Below are 17469 nucleotides of genomic sequence, written 5' to 3'. Positions count from 1 at the left end.
TAGATTTAAGGAGGAGAACAATTTCCAGATGCTAACAGGAATGAGAGTGTTGACGAGCATATCCAGGTGGACGGCGGCGACTCTTGTCGTCGCCTTGTTTGCGGCGCTGTCGCTGCCGCCCCGCGAAGCGTATGCCGAGGTCGGTCCGCTGCAGCTGAAGTCGCCGCAGGAGATCGAATTTCACACGTACAACGGCGTAACGGAGATGTACATCGCAGACACGGGCAATAACCGGGTCATTCGGACGGATATCGATGGAAGGGCGAATTTGATTGTTCCCGTCAACAATCCGACGGCGATTGCCGTCGATGAGGACGGCAACCTCTTCGTAGCCGAATCGGGCTTGACCGCGAGCCTTCACTCGTTCGACCGGAATGGGGAACCGCTTTCGCTGTTGAAGTATAACGGGGAGGCGATGGGTAATCCCATCGATTTGATCGGTCGGATGGTCACCGCCATCCCAAACTATCCGAAGCTTATGAACATCAAGAGTCTTATCGTTCATCGGGTATTTAACCCGAACAATCAAGAAGTTTATAAAGAAGCCAAGTTTCATTTCGAAAGCTACGGGATAACCGGTAATAATTTTCCGACGACCTACGGTATGGTGAATGCAAGAGGCACTTTGAAACTGGATCTGAGCGGATCGAGCCTTTCCGGCGGCTCCGGATCCGGATTCGGACATGGAGAGTCGGGATTTGCGATCCATTTAGACGGTAAAGTGTGGGAATCCGGAGGTTACTACGTCGACCTGGAGGACGTCTTTAACATGTTCCCGGGAAACGGCTACTCGACCGGGGAAATCGCGGTAGATTTCGCCGGAGAAATGTTTTACGTGGTCATGAATGAGACGAAAATTTACCGCGCCTCCTATAGTGGAGCTTCGTACTACAATCGTCCGACGCTTCAGCCCTGGCTTAACCTAACCGACGATTACGGTATCAGCGAGCCGCACGCCATCGTCGTCGGTCCGGATAATAAGCTGTACGTAACGGATGCGGCGCAGGATCGCATCATCGTCCTTAACCTTGACGACACCGGCACCTTTAACCGAGTGCTGGGCTTGACCTACAAGCCGCAGGATCCTCCTGCCGCGGGCTCGTTCGTTAAGCGCGGCAAGCAAGGGCAGGCGCTTGTGCTGAGCGGCTCGGATTTCCTGAACGGCTATTCCGATCCGAAAGGCAGCGCGATGAAGGAGATTCGCGTCGTTACGCTGCCGGATCACGGCACGCTCAGCCTCTCGGGAGTTCCCGTTCAAGACGGGCAATCGATTCCTCTAGCCTCGCTAAACGGCTTGGCATTCACGCCCGATGCGACTTGGGGCGGCACGACCTTCTTCGAATGGCAGGCGATGAATTCCGTCGGGGCGTATTCCGAGAAGGCCGGTAAGGTCGAGATCATGATCCGGCTGAAGGGAGACGCCAATGGGGACGGAGCCGTAACGCCTGCGGACGCGCTGCTCATCACCAAGTATCTGAAAGGGAAAGTCACGCTGACGGCAGACCAGCTCGAAGCGCTCGACATGGATGAAAACGGCGAAGTGACTGAAGCGGATGCTACCTTGATCATGAACATCTATATGGGTAATGCAATCTAAGAAACCTTGAGGTGAATACATTGAACTACTTTCATGCTAACCAATCTGGACTACGTGGCAAGTTCAGCGCTATCCTCGCTTTGTTGCTAGCGCTGGTACTACTGCTGCCGGCACTCCCGAAAGCGTCCGCTGCTCCGTCGGACACGCCCTCCGTGCGTGTCGGCACGGTGGCAGGATCGCCGGGGGCTTATGTCGATGTACCGGTTTTCTTCGACTCGAATAGCTCCGATCTGTATGTTTACCGGTCGGACACTACGATTAACTACGATCCGAACGTGCTGGAACCGGCGGCAGGAGAGGAAGCGGCCATTAGCCGGCCGGTCCAAGCGATCGATTCCGACGCGATTTTACTCGTAGACAAGACAACAACCGGAAGTCTGAAGCTCAAGCTGACGCTTACCGATTTTATTGAGGACTCCAGCGAGCTGTTCACGCTTCGGTTCAAGATCAAGGAAGGCGCACCGGCAGGCGATTCCACCCTTACGATCGTTCAGGGTCAGCTTTACGAGGACGTCGACCCGGTATCCGCCGATCTCGTGAGCGGGAAGGTGACCGTGTCTCCACCAGGAAATGCGGACATTGAAATCGGCTCGGCGTCCATTAAGGCGGGGGAGGAAGGCATCGTCTCCGTGCCGGTGAAGGCGTTGAAGCTTGATAAGGCGGTAGCCTCCTACGGCATACGGATCAAGTTCGATCCAACCGCGATAAGCTACAATGGAATCGTGGGACAAGGCTTGATGTCGAACTATAACAATACCGACGGCTGGTTGATTGTCTCTTGGCTGGATCTAACGGGCGGAGACAACCCGATTCCGGCTTCTCGGGATGCTCAGACCCTGTTCACGATCAAGTTCGCAGTTGAAGATGACGCGCCGATCGGCGATCACGCGCTGACTGTCGAGACGCCGAACGACGTGCGGGAGCTGACGTTTACGGACGTGCATGCCGTGGAGATGAACAAGACTGTTGCAAACGGCAAAGTTTCCGTTGTGATTCCGCCCGCAGCGCCGGCATCGGTCACCGCGATTTCGGGTGATGGCAAGGTCGGGCTGACCTGGCCGGCCGTGCCGATGGCGGAAACGTATAAGGTATACCTTTACCAGGGAGAAACAGCGCCGGACGACGCCGCCGATTGGGTAGAGATCGCCGACGGGGTCGGAACCAATGCGTATACCGCAGTGGGACTGACGAACGGTACGTCCTACGTATTTGCGGTTAAGTCGGTCAACCTTGCCGGCGCATCCGGTCTGAGCCCGGCTTCGGAGGCGGTCGCGCCTGTGCCGGCTCCTGGAGCGCCGACGAATTTCAACGCCACGCCAGGCAACGGAACTGCGGTTATCTCCTTCGCGAAGCCGGTCGGTACGATCGGTGTGCCGATTTTGAAGTACCGAGTCGAAGCGGTGCTGGACGGCGACATCGTTGCAGCGAAGGAAGTGCCGGAAAGCGGTGAGAGTGTGTACAGCGCGAGCTTTGATCACTTGGCTAACGGAAAAACGTATACGATTCGTATCTATGCGGTCAATGTTGTCGGAGATTCGGAGCCGCTGATCGGCACGGTTCGTCCGGTGGCGAAGCCGCTGGCTCCGACTATTCTGTCGGTTGTGCCAGGCAACGGGCAAGTACAAGTCACTCTGGGTGCGCCGGCTAATGTGAACGAGGCGCCAGTAGACCGTTATATTGTAACGTCTAATCCCGGAGACATCTCTGTCACGGTTGGCGGGGACCAACTGTCGGCCGTCATCACTGGGCTGACGAACGGTACGTCCTATACCTTCACGGTTGTTGCTCAGAATGCTACCGGGATGTCCGATCCGTCTGCAGCATCGCAAGCTGCGATACCGACGGCGCCGAGAACGGGAGGCGGCGGAGGCGTTTCGACGCCGACGGAGAAAATAACGGTCGAAGTCAGCGATGGCAGCGGCAAGGGCGGCGTGGTCGCCAGAACGACCATCGAAAGAACGACCCTTGCGGACGGCCGTAAGAAAGACGAAGTAATCCTGACGTTGGCGCAAGCGGAGCAGGCAGTCAAGCAATTAAAGGAAGCCGGCTCATCTACGGCCAAAATCGTTATTCCCGACGCTAAGGACGAGGTATCCGATTTGAATATCAAGCTGTCGGCAGAGGCTGCGAAACAGTTTGCTGCGCAAGGCGTTGATCTGCAGATCTGGACCGACAACGGCGGCATTCTCATACCAAGCCGCTCCTTGCAAGGCATACAGGAGGAAGTGTATTTCCATATCGTACCGATCAAGGCAGCCGTCGAACGCAAGCAGGTGGAAGAGCGCCTCAAAGGCGAGCCAACGCTTCTCCGACTAGCGACGGCGGACGGATTGCAATTGATTGGTCGGCCGATGACGATCGAGACGAACATGAGCAGCCGAGAGGTGACCCTGGAGCTGCCGGTAGGCGAGGATTTGCCGAGGGCGGAGCTGGAGAAGCTGGGCGTTTTCATCGAGCACAGCGACGGTACGAAGGAATGGGTGAAGGGCGAACTGGTTGGCTACAACGGAACGGACAAGCCGGGCATTCGGTTTACGATCACTAAGTTCAGTACCTTCTCCATCGTGAAGTTGAGCGTGGATAGCTCGTCTCATACCTCTTACATTCAAGGGTACAGTGACGGTACGTTCCGTCCGAACCAAGCGGTTCGGCGGGTGGAAATGGCGGCGCTGCTGTCCAGAGCGATGCCGGGCGCTGCTGTGAGAGCGGCAGATGTAGCTTACTCCGATCTGCCGTCCGCCGTATGGGCGAAGCAGGCGATCTCGCAAGCGACGGCGCGGGGCTATATGCAAGGCTCAGACGGCCGCTTCATGCCGGATAAATCGATAACCCGCGCGGAGATGGCAGCGATCGTTGATCGCTTGCTGAAGAACGGAACGGCAGCGGTGGATGCGAAGGCGTCGTTCAAGGATACAGCCGGCCACTGGGCCACTGGAGCAATCGGACGAGTAAGCGCAGCTGGCATCATGACCGGCTCTGGAAGCGGTCTGTTCCGTCCGAACGACTCGCTGACGCGCGCAGAAGCGGTCGTCATTCTGAACCGAGTGCTGGATCGCGGTCCGCTCAAGGGCGAGAAAGCCGCCTGGAAGGACGTTCAGGTAAGTCATTGGGCGTTCGGACACATTCAGGAGGCGTCCACGGATCACCGCTATACCCGGAACTTGGGTGGCGGAGAACAGTCTCTCGGCAATGAATAGAGCAATCGACTTAACCAGAAACGGGTAATCACGGCAAGACGGATTCGGAAATGCCGCCAATGTGGCTAAACCGAATCCGTTTTTTGTTCTCTGGCCTGACTAGCTTCGTTTCAGCGTTTGTTAAGAGGCATTGGCTAAGATGGGATTGAGCAATGTCGCATAGCGTTGAATAATCGCGATTAACGCGAACTAAGGGAGAACTAAGGGAGAACTAAGCAGAATGACTGTAAACAGGTGGAATTACGCGAAACAATTGTCTAAAAAAACGTGGATATGGGCCATGATTTTTGAATACGCAAACAGGTGGCCCAGGTACTGGCCTAGGAGAGTTCAATAGTCCGCAGGCCGTGGCGGTCGATACCGCCGGCAACGTTTATGTTGCGGATACGGACAACAATCGAATTCAAATGTTTGTCGCTTCGGTTGGAATGCATCGGGACGGAAACCTATACGTGGCCGATACGTTTAAACACCGCGTGCTTGGTCGCGAGCTACTGATGAACGCTTCTACCTTATGGACCGACGTTCCTGAGAAACACTGGGCGTACGGGGCGATCCAAGCGGCTACTTTAGATCATTCGGCCGATGAAGGTACTGATTAGACGGCTCAATCGTCTGTGTTCTCGACCCGGTCTAGGTCTCATTGTAAAACAAGTGAAGGAAGAAAGGCTCGTCCATCACCTGGGCGAGTCGTTTGTCGTTACTGTGAGATTTTTAAGTAATTGTTAAGTGTTAGTTTGTAAAATGAAGTTGAAGTATACTTAAATTAAGCTATAGGATTAAATAAATCTCCAATAAACATATTCCTATTAAGTAGGTGGAAAAAGTGATTCAAGCTTTCATTGTCGATGATGAAGAGCATGCGCTTAATATACTTGAGCTCTTTCTTGAACGTATTGGCGGGGTGGAGGTCATCGGTCGGTCCAATAACGGTTTCGATGCTTTACATCAATTACTTGCTCTCAAGCCAGACGTTCTATTCCTAGATATCGAGATGCCGGAGATGAACGGTATAGAGCTCGCGGAAATCATAAGAAACGACAATAGCGATGTACAGATTATTTTCGTTACCGCTTACGATCAATACGCTATTTCTGCTTTCGAACAGGCTGCGATAGATTATATTCTAAAGCCGCTTGAATTGGATAGGCTCTCCAAGACAATCACAAGATTACGGAAAGAAATCGGGAATTTGGGTATGTTTTCTAAGGAACAATCTAAGAAAGAAGATTCCCTAGTGGTGGCAAGGGATGCTGAACCCAAATTGAGTATTCGGTTATTAGGCCAATATTTGGTGGAAGTCGAAGGAGGACCACGACTGAAATGGCGTACCTCTAAGGAGAAAGAGCTCCTTGCTTATCTCGCGATACATGGGGATTCTCGTGTGCATCGCGATCATATCATTGAAGATTTGTGGCCTGATGATAACTACAATAAAGCTAAGGTTTATTTACATACGTGCATCAGTCTTATCAGGAAAAATATCAAACAGCTGGGTCTTAGCGGTATTCTTAGATATGAGAATGAAAGATATTTTCTCGATCCAGATCGAGTTGAGGTAGATGTTAAGGAGTATCAAAAATGGATGAAGAACTTGAAGGGTACGGACAATTTGACTCCCCATGACATCGAGAAGGCATTGACTTATCATCAAGGCATGCTGCTGACAGATGAAGACTATGTTTGGGCGGAGCAAGAAGCGGAGCTACTAGATAACTCGACTGCGCAATGGCAAATTGTGCTTGCGGAATCGTATTTGAAGATGCAGGAATACGATAAAGCGATAGAGATCGCTTTAAGGACGATCGATTATTCTCCCTACAACGAGGAATCCTATCGCTTATTAATGAGAGGCTACCAGAGGCTGGGGAGAAATGATCAGGTTCTACTTGTGTACAGGAGGCTTACACAGAAACTGGATGAATTGCAAATCAAGCCTTCAATGATAACGATCCAGCTTTACGAAGAGATTAGTGCTTAGGGAGTATATGGAGCGAATAACTCGCTTTAGGGTACAGAAAAGACGATGACCGTTGCTAATACAGAGCGGTCATCGTCTTTTTGGTATGGCGCATTGGATTATAGCTTGAAGAAACGTACGGACTCATCCAAGCTTCTTACGATACTTTGCAGCTGATCAGAGGCATGGGAGATGTTCTCTACGAGAGCTAGCTGCTCTTCTGTAGCCGCTGCGACATTCTGAGCTTTACCGGCAATGTCTCTTGCTGAGGAAGAGGACTGTTCCATACTAGCGGATACTTCTTCAGAGCTTGCCGACATTTGCTCTGTTACAGCGGAGGTATCGTGAATTTGTGAAGACACCTGCTTAATGGATTCCACGATGGAATCAAAGCCATTCGCGACATCTACCATAATTTCAGTTCCTTGCTCAAATTGTGCGACTGTCGTTCTCATAAACTCGGATGCTTGATCGATCTCATTCCGAGTGTCCCCGATTAGCTCGTTGATGCCCTGTGCCGATTCAAGGGAATTAGTCGCAAGCTTCCGAATTTCCTGAGCAACAACGGCGAACCCTTTACCATGCTCACCGGCTCTTGCAGCTTCAATGGAAGCATTAAGGGAGAGAATGCCTGTTTGATTAGCGAAGTTCGTAATGTTTTCCGTGATCTCGCCTATTTTCTCCGATTTATCATTAAGAATGGCTACACTACGATCCAATTTGCGTAGGGTTCCCATCATTTGCTCCATTTGAAGCTTCAGATTTTGTAGCATCTCAGCACCTTGGTCCGCCTGCTCATTGGTTTGTTGAGAGTGCTCGGAAATCGTATTTGTACTCTCGGCAATTTTCTGGACGCCAACAGACATTTCATCCATTGCTTTACTCGCTTCATCTGAAATATTGGCTTGTACCTCTACAAGAGAAGTAACCTCCTGAATATTTTCAGCGATATGGCTCGCGGCAGTTGAAGATTCTTGTGCACTATAGGATAGCTCTGATGAAGCGGCTGCGACTTGCTGGGAATTGTCGGCGATACTACCGATCAGCTCGCGCATTTTCCCAATCATACTATCGACAGAGAACAAAATTTGACCAAGCTCATCCTTATCGTATTTGGCCTGAGGCGTATATTTCAGGTCACCTACAGAAACCTGCTTCGTTTTACTCTGAACTAAAGCGACTGTTAGACTCACCTTACGGATTAGAAAAGCTCCAAAAGAGATGAGTATGATCCATTCTATAATCAATATGGTATAAGTCATCGTATTCGTTGAGTCTGTATTTTTATTCAGAAGCGTAACCTCGTCCGTAGCGTATACTTCTAGAATTTCACCGAATTCATTAATATTGCCGCGTGCTTCCTCGAATTCTAAGCGCAAAGCACTCTCCAGCTCAGGGGAAGATGAATCCTTGACCATTTGATCGGCTGCCTTTTGGGCCCATACATTAAAGAGCCGATCCACATCTTGGATGATAGTAGCAATAGATTTATGGCTCGTTTCATGCGTCAATCCCGTTAATTGCTTATCCGTCACAATGCTAAGAGCCTTATCTATCCGCTCGTTGCTCTGTTTAACATTATCATTGAAATCTGTGATGGCTGCTTCTTTATCCGTTGAAGAGACATTGTCCATCTGAGTGCGTTGATAGCTGCTGAAGGCCTGATACATATCACGGTCAGCATTAAGAATGAGTGAACTCGCTTGGTTACTAGTCTCATAAAGTACAGCATTTAATTTGTTAATGTTGGATGAGTTAAGCTGCAGCAGATATACCCCTGTTATCGCAAATAAGATAAGGGGAACAAGAAGTAATACGAGGAGTTTTGTTCGAATGGAAATGTTGTTTAGCATGTGCGTTTCCCCTTTGGGTGAATTATGAATAATTGTATTTATTATATATCTTTATATCGGTCCGAAGGAATGCAAAAGCAGAGATCATATCCAAATTTTGTGTGAATATTACAGGATTCATCTCTTGTTAATTGACATTCCTGAAAAGATCCAAATAAGAACAAATTGTGCCTTCTTACTCACTTACGTTATATGTAAAAAAACGGTCGAGCAAGAGGATTTATCCTCATACTCGACCGTGGGCAATCGATCATTATTGTCATTCCTAATCAAGCTGCCGGAACTCTTCCTTAATCTTATTCAATAGTTGAGCATCCGTCAGAACATCACAGGCTGTAAAGGCTAGCATGGTCGCACCAAACACCATTGCTTCATAGGCCGTATCCGTTTGAGCGGCATCCCGGAACTCCGTCGTATGAAGCTGATGAGGCTCATTAACGACCTTGATGTAAGGATGGATAACCGGACAGCGGAGCGAAACGTTGCCGAGATCCAGAGATCCGTTGTCGTGACCACCTTGAATGTCTTTCTCAGGGACTCCATTGGCGATTAGATTAGCCGTGAATACCTCGGACAAAGTTTTGTTTGTGCGTAACTCGTCATAGGAGTACTCATAATTGCTAACCGTAAGCTTACAACCCGTCGCGATACCGGCTGCTTCTGCGCAGGCGGTTACTTTGCGTGCAAGCTCATCTGTGTAAGAGCGGGTTGCAGATCTGACGTAGAATTGGGCTACAGCATAAGCAGGGATAATATTCGGAGCTTGCCCACCGTTCGAGATGATGCCATGGATTCGGGCATCTTCTTGGGTCTGCTGCCGTAAAGCATTAATCGAGTTAAACAAGAGAATGACTGCATCCAAGGCATTAATTCCTTGATCGGGATTGGCCGCGGCGTGTGCTGCTTTGCCATGGAATTCGAATTGCAAAGCATCCATGGCCATTGAAGCGCCTGATCGCTCATAAACGTGATAAGGATGAGCCATAATCGCAATGTCGCAATCATCGAATAAGTTTGCGTTGGTCATGTCAATTTTGGCACCCTTGGTTTCCTCGGCAGGAGTTCCATAGACACGGATCGTTCCACCTGTCTCGTCAGCGACCGCACGCAAGCCCGCTGCCGCGCCAAGCGCCATCGTACAAATAAGATGATGGCCACAGGCATGGCCCAGCTCTGGAAGAGCGTCATATTCTGCGAGTAGGCCAATGATCGGTCCTGGTTTTTCAGAACAATATTCCGCAATAAATGCAGTCTCTAAGCCTAAAACGCCTCTATCGACTTTATAGTCTAATGCTTCTAATTCCTTGGTCAGTAGAGCAGACGCCAGCTTCTCCTCATGTCCTAATTCTGGATGTGTTCCAATATAGGTAGCGATTTCTATTAAATGAGTCGAGTAATTGTGTATTGTTTCGCGAATGGTTGCTTTTAAATCATTCATGGAGAGAACTCCTTTACAAGTAGAATTTCATTAATCTTATCGTATCCGTTCAGGGGTGGACAATCAAGCAAGGGAAGGGTTTAAGAATGCTGTGTCGTAATTTCGTAGTTTAAATGGCATAAAAACTCATTATCATCGCTTATTAAGTTGTGTAATCTGTATCTGTTGTCGTATATTTTAAGTTGATGAGCCAAGGAGGCTTCTACATGATTCGGATAGGTAAAATCAGTTATTGGCATGTTCATGCAGATGAGTACACGGAACAAGCAGTAAGAAATCCCTCCACAGAACTGACTGCAATATGGGACGAGAATCCGATACGCGGAAAAACAAAAGCTGAGGAATACAAGGTACCTTATTACGAGTCGTTAGATGAGATGCTTGCTCGGGACGATATCGATGCGGTTATCGTCGACGCGCCAACCAATCTTCATCATGAGGTAATGATTAAAGCCGCACGTGCGGGTAAGCATATTTTCACAGAAAAAGTTGTTGCACCTACGAACAAAGAGGTTACGGAAATCATTGCGGCGATCAAGGAAGCAGGAGTGAAGTTTACGGTGTCGCTCCCACGTCTCTATGCGGGGTATACTCGTTCGATTGAGAAAGTGATCCGTGAAGGTTCACTTGGCAAGCTCACATTGGCTAGAGTTCGTCTATCCCACAACGGGGCGACTGCAGATTGGTTGCCACCCCACTTTTATTCCAAAGAACAATGTGGTGGGGGAGCTTTGATCGACCTTGGCTGTCATCCGATGTATCTTGTTCGGCTATTCCTTGGAATGCCGGAGAGCGTAAGTGCGAATTTCGGATATGTAACGCGCAAAGAGGTTGAAGACAATGCCGTAGCTGTTCTTCGTTACCCTGAAGGTGCTCTTGGGATCGTAGAAGCGGGCTTCGTGAACAGTCACTCTCCTTTCTCCATTGAACTACATGGCACAGAAGGTACTTTGTTATTTGGATTCCCGCATGAAGTTCCAGTTATGCGTACGAATAGTGGCAGCAAGAACTGGGTGGAGCTTGAAGTGGATGCACCTCTTCCAGTCGCATTTGATCAATGGGTGGGACATATTCAGAATGGTACGGAAGCTGTTGATAATGTCGCATTGGCGGCAGATCTAACCCGGTTAATGGAAGCGTCGACTCGTTCTGTTGCGGAAGGTCGTCCGATTCGGATCGACGAGCTGGCGTAAGCTTAATGGAGTCATTCAAGGAATAGGAGAAGAGGGGGAAGCGGGCGGTGAACGATAAGGACAAGCGTGATAGGGATTCGAGAAAGCAACAGGATCGGAAATCCGCCGGACATCTCAGTCCTTTTCCCTATGCCCGCATGACCAACAAGCCAGATGCTCTTGATCGCTTAGAATTGCAATTCCGATGGGGGCCTTATGGCATTCGAGTGCTCCGCTGTCATCTGGCTATATTTTCTCCCGGTAGTATTATTAGCTTTCACAAGCATTCCGAGTACGAGTTTCATTTTATTCCTAAGGGCAAAGGGAAAGTCATTCTTATCGATCAGACTTATGATCTCAATGAGGGTTTGTTCTATTTGACCGGCCCGGATTTAATGCATTATCAGGAGTCGGACCCAGACGAATCCATGTACGAGCTCTGCCTGCACTTGGACATCGTTCCATTGGATACACAATCCGAAGGGGAGAGTTGGGGGGATGATCTGGAAGCAAGTGAGGCTAAGGCGTGTATAGCAGCTCTTGATCGAATGCCAGCCATTCCTATTGTCGATCGGTTTCATGCGATGAAAGGATTTCTGGATGCTTACCGAATTTGGGAGGAGCAGCCATCGGGATTCTACACGCTGATGAAACAAGCGATCATCCAAATCCTGCTACGTACGACCCGTGTGTTCGATAACCTGGAGGGGAAGCCTGGAATACCGGAGCGGGACATGAATTTTCACCGCTATCAGCTTGCTACCCAATATATTCAGGATAACGAAAGCTTGCCGATTTCCTTGGAGCAGGTAGCCGAAACGATTCATATTAGTCCACGACAGCTGCAGCGTATTTTCCGTAGCGAAGGACAGACGACATTCAGAGATTACTTGGAGCATATTCGCTTGTCAGGCATTTGTTCGGAGCTAGTCCATACCGATAAGCCGATAGAAGAAATTGCCCTTAATCACGGTTACGCCAATCCAAATTACTTATATCCAGTGTTCAAAAATAAGTACGAGGTTACGCCTAGCGTCTATCGAAGGAAGCATACTGACGAAGCTCGCGGGGCGTTCAATAATCTAACGAGAGAAGGAAGCGGATCATCATGAGTAAAAATATAAGAGTGGGCATTATTGGAAGCGGCGGAATTGCAAGAGCACATGTATCAGCTTACCAAAGGCTGCCTTTCGTAGAAATCGTTGCCGTTGCTGACGTTATTCCTGGCAAGGCGGAACAATTCGTAGATGCAGAGCAGCTCGTCGGAGCTGCGGCTTACGATGGACATCAGAAGCTATTGGAGCAAGAGCTCGATGCAGTAAGTATTTGCACACCAAATGTCTCTCACCATGTGACAACTGTTGATGCGTTGCGGGCGGGAAAACAGGTTTTATTGGAAAAGCCAATGTCAGTTACGCTTCAGGAAGCACTTGAGATGACGCAGGTGGCGCGGGATACGGGCAACATGCTAACGCTTGGCTTTCAACCGCGTTATGACCCCAATATGAAGCTGCTGCAAGATATCGTTCAATCCGGAAGACTTGGCAAAGTGTATTATGCGGAAACTGGGGGCGGACGTCGCCGGGGTATGCCAGGCGGAACCTTCATTAGTAAGAAGCTGGCTGGAGCCGGAGCGATGGCGGATATCGGCTGTTACTCCTTGGATATGGCGCTTAACGCGATGGGTTACCCTCGTCCTTTGACTGTGTCTGCTTTTACATCAAACCACTTTGGGACTAATGCGCTCTATCATTCGGAAGCTAGCAAATTCGAGGTCGAAGATTTCGGAGTGGCCATGGTCCGATTTGAAAATGATCTAGTGTTACAATTCAAGATTTCATGGGCAATGCACATGGATACGCTTGGTGCGACGATGTTCTTAGGTACGGATGCGGGGCTTAAAGTAACTTCTGCAGGTAGCGGACCATGGTCGGGTGTTTGGGATGGCTCCATCGGATCGATGTCATTATTCCATGACGAGTACGGCGGTCACACGCAAACAGCGATTCCTCTCATTGAGCATAAGCTGAATTTGTTCGACGAGAAAGTAAGAGACTTCGCCGAAGCCGTGCGAGACGGACGGCCAGCTCCGATTCCGGGCGAGCAGATTCTGATTCAGCAAGCAATTATCGACGGTGTGCTCAGGTCAGCGGATGCTAAGCGTGAAGTGTCGATTGAATTGCCTTAACATAAATCCTTCTATTATCAAGGCTGTTCCATATGGACCCTAAGGGTCTTATGGGGCAGCTTTTCCTTTTAGGATTAAGACAAGATTCACTCTCCTGGGTGAAGGGAAGGTGTGGACTCCGTGTTGCGGCAGTTTACTTATTGTTTTTACATTGATAATATATGTTATATTATGTGTGAAATTGAAACGAGAGGTGCTTAGATTGCTTCCCATTCAACGTAAGTCCGCCATTATCGAATATCTGTCCAATGAAGGCGGATGTACAATCAAGCATCTTAGTCAAGCCTTGAACGTGTCTGAAATGACGGTTCGTCGGGATTTGAGGCAGTTAGAATCAACAGGCCATGTGATTCTATCACATGGCGGTGCGGTACTCGCTCAGAGTTATGTACAAGAACCCGCAGCGATTGAGAAAGAAACTCGGAACCAAGATGTTAAGGAACGGATAGCTGCATATGCGATTAAGCATTTTGTGAATGAGGGCGATGTGCTTATTCTTGAAGGTGGAACTACGGTTGCCCGAATGGCTCCTTATCTACTTTCATTTTCACAATTAACGGTACTTTCTAATGGACTGAATACGTTGAATTTGCTAAATACGGGGGCCGGACGGAATGTGGTGCTCTGCTGCGGTGGGATGCTAAGGGAACAGTCCAGCACTTTCGTTGGGCCGGTAGCCGAATCGTTCTTTGAACAATTTCATGCGAATACGGTTTTTCTGTCGGGCTTAGGGTTCACTCCGGAAACGGGCTTCACGGATCCTAATCTACTTGATACGCGAGTAAAACAAGCAATGATTCGTTCCGCTGGGCAAACCGTCATGCTGCTTGATTCCTCCAAGTTTGGCGCAAGGTCCTTCACGACGACTGCAATGGCAGCCGAAATATCCGCAGTAATCACGGACAGTGGAATTTCATTGGAAATGAAGGACCATTTCATGCAACAGGGTATACCCCTGCATATCGTATAGATAGTTGACTGTTACCTCTGCGTAGGAAGCACACGCAGAGGTTTTCTTTGTGTTTAGGTGTTATATTTAGTTATTATCTGTTACAATGTGTTATGTATTGATAATATAATTAGATCTCAGGAGGTTTTTCACAAATGATGACTAACGTTAAAAAGAGAAGCAGCTATAATCAGGCACCGACGGTACATATAAAGCAATGTGACGACCAAGCTTGGCAAGGTTATGAACAAATCGCACAAGTGCTCCAATCCCAGATCAGCAGCCTATCGGTAAAGAAATCAGTGCTAGTCATAGAATGTTACCCAACCGTTCGCCAGGATGAGATCATCAAAGCTCTTGAAACACGGCTTGAACCGGTAATGGTCATCCACTCGGAAGAAGCGGCGCTCCCAGGGGATCAAATAAAGCAGGAGATCCAAAGATATTTGACGGATGATCGGGTATTCGGCTATATGTCCCCATGTACGATCGATGAGTTCTATGGCAAGGATCAATTGCAAGAGTTGAAGGACAAAGTGAACGCGGTGCAGGAAGGTCTTGTCGTCATTATCGGATTCGGAGCTTCTTTGGTCACAGAAGGAGATGTGTTAGTCTATGCGGACATGGCTCGCTGGGAAATCCAACAGCGTTATCGCTCCAAGGAGTTCGGTAATTGGCGTATGGACAATCAGGAGGAAGAGACGCTTCGTAAATACAAAGGAGGCTTCTTCTTCGAATGGCGTATGGCAGATCGCTTGAAGCGTCAATTGTTTAATCGAATAGACTTCTACTTGGACACAAACTTGAAAGACGATCCTAAGATGGTCACTTGTGAAGCGCTAATGAATGGTTTGCAGCAGACAGCTTCGCAACCCTTTCGTTTAGTTCCGTATTTCGATCCAGGTGTGTGGGGAGGTACATGGCTAGAATCCCATATTGATCTACCCCCACAAGAGAAGCCTTATGCGTGGGGCTTCGACGGAGTACCTGAGGAGAACAGCCTTTATTTCCAATTTGGTCCTGTGCGCATTGAATTACCTTCAATCAATCTCGTGTTCTTCAAGTCTCGCGAGCTGCTGGGGGATAGAGTATTCGCCCGCTTCGGAGCCGAATTTCCGATTCGTTTCGATTTTCTCGATACGATTGGAGGAGGTAATCTAAGCCTGCAGGTTCATCCAACGACGGATTATATCAAACAAACATTTGGTATGACCTATACGCAGGATGAAAGCTATTATATTTTGGATTCGAAGCCAGGCGCACTCGTCTATCTTGGAGTAAAGGAAGAGGTAGATGCCCAGCAGATGTGGCAGGACTTGGAGCGGGCACAAGCGGGAGAAATCGCATTCCCAGCAGAGCAGTATGTCAATATCTACCCCGCTAACAAGCATGAGCATTTCCTCATTCCGGCTGGCACGATCCATTGCTCAGCGAAGGACTGCATGATCCTGGAGATTAGCGCGACACCTTATATATTCACTTTCAAGCTATGGGATTGGGGTCAGGTTGGACTTGATGGCCAACCACGTCCTGTTCATCTTGAGCATGGTTCGAAGGTAGTGCAGTGGGATCGAAGAACGAAATGGGTTGAAGATGAGCTTATCGATCGTGTGGAGCCTATCGCAGAAGGAACGGGATGGAAAGAGGAGCAGACGGGACTACACGAATTCCAGTTTATCGAAACCCGCCGTCATTGGTTCTCTGAGCCAGTCACGCATGATGGGAACGGAAGTGTTCATATGCTTAATCTTGTAGAGGGCGAAGAAGCTGTGGTGGAAAGCCCTGATGGAGAATTCGATCCGTTTGTTGTAAGGTATGCGGAAACCTTTATAGTCCCAGCATCCATTAAACGTTATACGATTCGTCCAAGCGGACCAAGCGTAGGTCAGACAATCGCCACCATTAAGGCATATGTGCGGGCTTGATCATGTAAGGGGGAGGGTTCATGGAGAATCAGTATCTACTCGCCTTTGATGTAGGCGGAACCTACATTAAAGCGGGAATTATCCATATAGATGGATTGGTATTAGAGCATACACTGACTCAATACGAGGCGTACTCGAATGGATCGGTAGATGAAATAACAGAACATTTCAAGGCTATGGCGAGAGATTTGGCTAGTGCCTTAATTGAAGTGTCGGGAGCGCGTATATACGGAATCGGATACGCTTTTCCGGGCCCTTTTGATTATGAGCGGGGGATTAGCTATATTCAAGGATTGAATAAGTTCGAAGCTATCTATGGCATGAATATCGGTGAGAAGCTCAGAACCGTGTTCCAGGAGGATTCTGTAATCGCGGCATCCCTTGCTCCGAATTGGAGGCTGGCATTCGAGAATGACGCATCCCTATTTGCCTTAGGAGAGGCTGTTTATGGTCAAGCCTCCACCTCTGATCGTGTTGTTTGTATGACGATCGGAACCGGTCTCGGCTCGGGATTCGTAGACAACCGTCGTTTGGTCAAGCAACGTCAGGACGTGCCCGAGAACGGCTGGCTGTATCATCTCCCTTACAGAGATGGCATCGCGGACAATTTTGTTTCCCGTCGAGGTGTGCTGAGTTTGGCTGCACAGCTCGGGTTTGACCTCTCCGATGGACAGGATGTCCGGGAGCTGGCGCAGTTAGCTCTATCAGGTGATGAGCTGGCCGTTCAATTGTTCGAGCAGTTCGGAGAACGTATGGCACAAGTCCTTGCAGAGACTATGCAGAGATTTCAGCCAGACGCTATCGTCATTGGCGGACAAATCGCCAAGAGTGGGGAATTGTTCGTGCCAGCTTTGATACGGGGACTTCATCCGTATGGCATAACCACAAATGTTAAGCGGAGTGAGAATACATTACTGAGTACATTTCGAGGTATTTATCACTTTATGAAGACGGACACCTAGATGAGTCTGTAGGAGAAAGAGCGCTGGGAAAAATAAAATGGTAGCTACAGATATCACAGTTGATCTCATCCGAAACATTACCTTAACAACAAAAGGCCAACCAGTAATCCCTGGTTGACTTAATAATCCGAAGGGGCTGTCCCATAAGGTCGAAAGACCTGAGGGGGAGCTCTTTTTCCAATGCCCTCATCTCCGTAGATAAGCGGAAAAACCGGTTAACTGTTAGGA

At 49.0% G+C, this 17469-nt stretch carries 12 protein-coding genes and 1 pseudogene; 11 read left to right on the top strand and 2 right to left on the bottom strand.

The annotated features are described in order from the left end of the window. Positions 1-28: 28 nt before the first annotated feature. The 5 genes and pseudogenes from M1K58_RS27305 to M1K58_RS27285 all read left to right on the top strand — a co-directional run bounded on the left by M1K58_RS27305 (position 29) and on the right by M1K58_RS27285 (position 6775). Positions 29-1597 carry a dockerin type I domain-containing protein gene (locus M1K58_RS27305; RefSeq protein ID WP_256762062.1) on the top strand — a complete coding sequence of 523 codons (1569 nt, stop codon included), beginning with the start codon at positions 29-31 and terminating at the stop codon, positions 1595-1597. An 11-nt stretch (positions 1598-1608) separates the two neighbouring features. After that, positions 1609-2574, top strand: a pseudogene (locus M1K58_RS29780) (cohesin domain-containing protein); the annotation flags it as partial. A 300-nt stretch (positions 2575-2874) separates the two neighbouring features. After that, positions 2875-4794: an S-layer homology domain-containing protein gene (locus M1K58_RS27295; protein ID WP_256762060.1), complete on the top strand. Its 1920-nt coding sequence runs from the start codon at positions 2875-2877 to the stop codon at positions 4792-4794. 287 nt (positions 4795-5081) lie between these two features. Next, positions 5082-5396 carry an NHL repeat-containing protein gene (locus M1K58_RS29560; protein WP_306220734.1) on the top strand — a complete coding sequence of 105 codons (315 nt, stop codon included), beginning with the start codon at positions 5082-5084 and terminating at the stop codon, positions 5394-5396. Positions 5397-5620: 224 nt separating this feature from the next. Further along, a complete protein-coding gene (locus M1K58_RS27285) occupies positions 5621-6775 on the top strand; it encodes a response regulator (protein ID WP_256762059.1) in 1155 nt (384 codons plus the stop codon). 98 nt (positions 6776-6873) lie between these two features. On the opposite strand, the gene M1K58_RS27280 is transcribed toward M1K58_RS27285, so the two are convergent. Both M1K58_RS27280 and M1K58_RS27275 read right to left on the bottom strand, forming a co-directional pair. Further along, entirely contained in the window at positions 6874-8607 is a 1734-nt protein-coding gene (locus tag M1K58_RS27280) for a methyl-accepting chemotaxis protein (protein ID WP_256762058.1), read from the bottom strand. Positions 8608-8872: 265 nt separating this feature from the next. Continuing rightward, the gene (locus tag M1K58_RS27275; RefSeq protein ID WP_256762057.1) at positions 8873-10045 is read right to left on the bottom strand and encodes a M20 family metallopeptidase; all 1173 of its coding nucleotides are present in this window, start codon (positions 10043-10045) and stop codon (positions 8873-8875) included. 206 nt (positions 10046-10251) lie between these two features. On the opposite strand from M1K58_RS27275, the gene M1K58_RS27270 reads away from it, so the two are divergent. The 6 genes from M1K58_RS27270 to M1K58_RS27245 all read left to right on the top strand — a co-directional run bounded on the left by M1K58_RS27270 (position 10252) and on the right by M1K58_RS27245 (position 17241). Further along, complete coding sequence (locus M1K58_RS27270) at positions 10252-11238, top strand: Gfo/Idh/MocA family protein (protein WP_256762056.1); 987 nt, start codon at positions 10252-10254, stop codon at positions 11236-11238. 47 nt (positions 11239-11285) lie between these two features. After that, positions 11286-12329 (top strand): AraC family transcriptional regulator, encoded by a 1044-nt coding sequence (locus M1K58_RS27265; protein WP_256762054.1) that lies wholly within the window; start codon positions 11286-11288, stop codon positions 12327-12329. Then, positions 12326-13405, top strand: coding sequence for a Gfo/Idh/MocA family protein (locus M1K58_RS27260; RefSeq protein WP_256762053.1), 1080 nt, complete (start codon positions 12326-12328; stop codon positions 13403-13405). The genes M1K58_RS27265 and M1K58_RS27260 overlap by 4 nt, the downstream gene beginning before the upstream one ends. A 202-nt stretch (positions 13406-13607) precedes the next feature. Further along, positions 13608-14375 carry a DeoR/GlpR family DNA-binding transcription regulator gene (locus M1K58_RS27255; RefSeq protein WP_256762051.1) on the top strand — a complete coding sequence of 256 codons (768 nt, stop codon included), beginning with the start codon at positions 13608-13610 and terminating at the stop codon, positions 14373-14375. Positions 14376-14509: 134 nt separating this feature from the next. Then, positions 14510-16279 (top strand): class I mannose-6-phosphate isomerase, encoded by a 1770-nt coding sequence (locus M1K58_RS27250; protein WP_372339215.1) that lies wholly within the window; start codon positions 14510-14512, stop codon positions 16277-16279. 20 nt (positions 16280-16299) lie between these two features. Further along, positions 16300-17241 carry an ROK family protein gene (locus M1K58_RS27245; protein WP_256762050.1) on the top strand — a complete coding sequence of 314 codons (942 nt, stop codon included), beginning with the start codon at positions 16300-16302 and terminating at the stop codon, positions 17239-17241. The last annotated feature ends 228 nt before the right edge of the window (positions 17242-17469 follow it).

Source organism: Cohnella sp. WQ 127256, from assembly GCF_024519285.1.
Classification (GTDB): domain Bacteria; phylum Bacillota; class Bacilli; order Paenibacillales; family Paenibacillaceae; genus Cohnella.
This window is presented reverse-complemented; position numbering and strand designations above follow the sequence as displayed.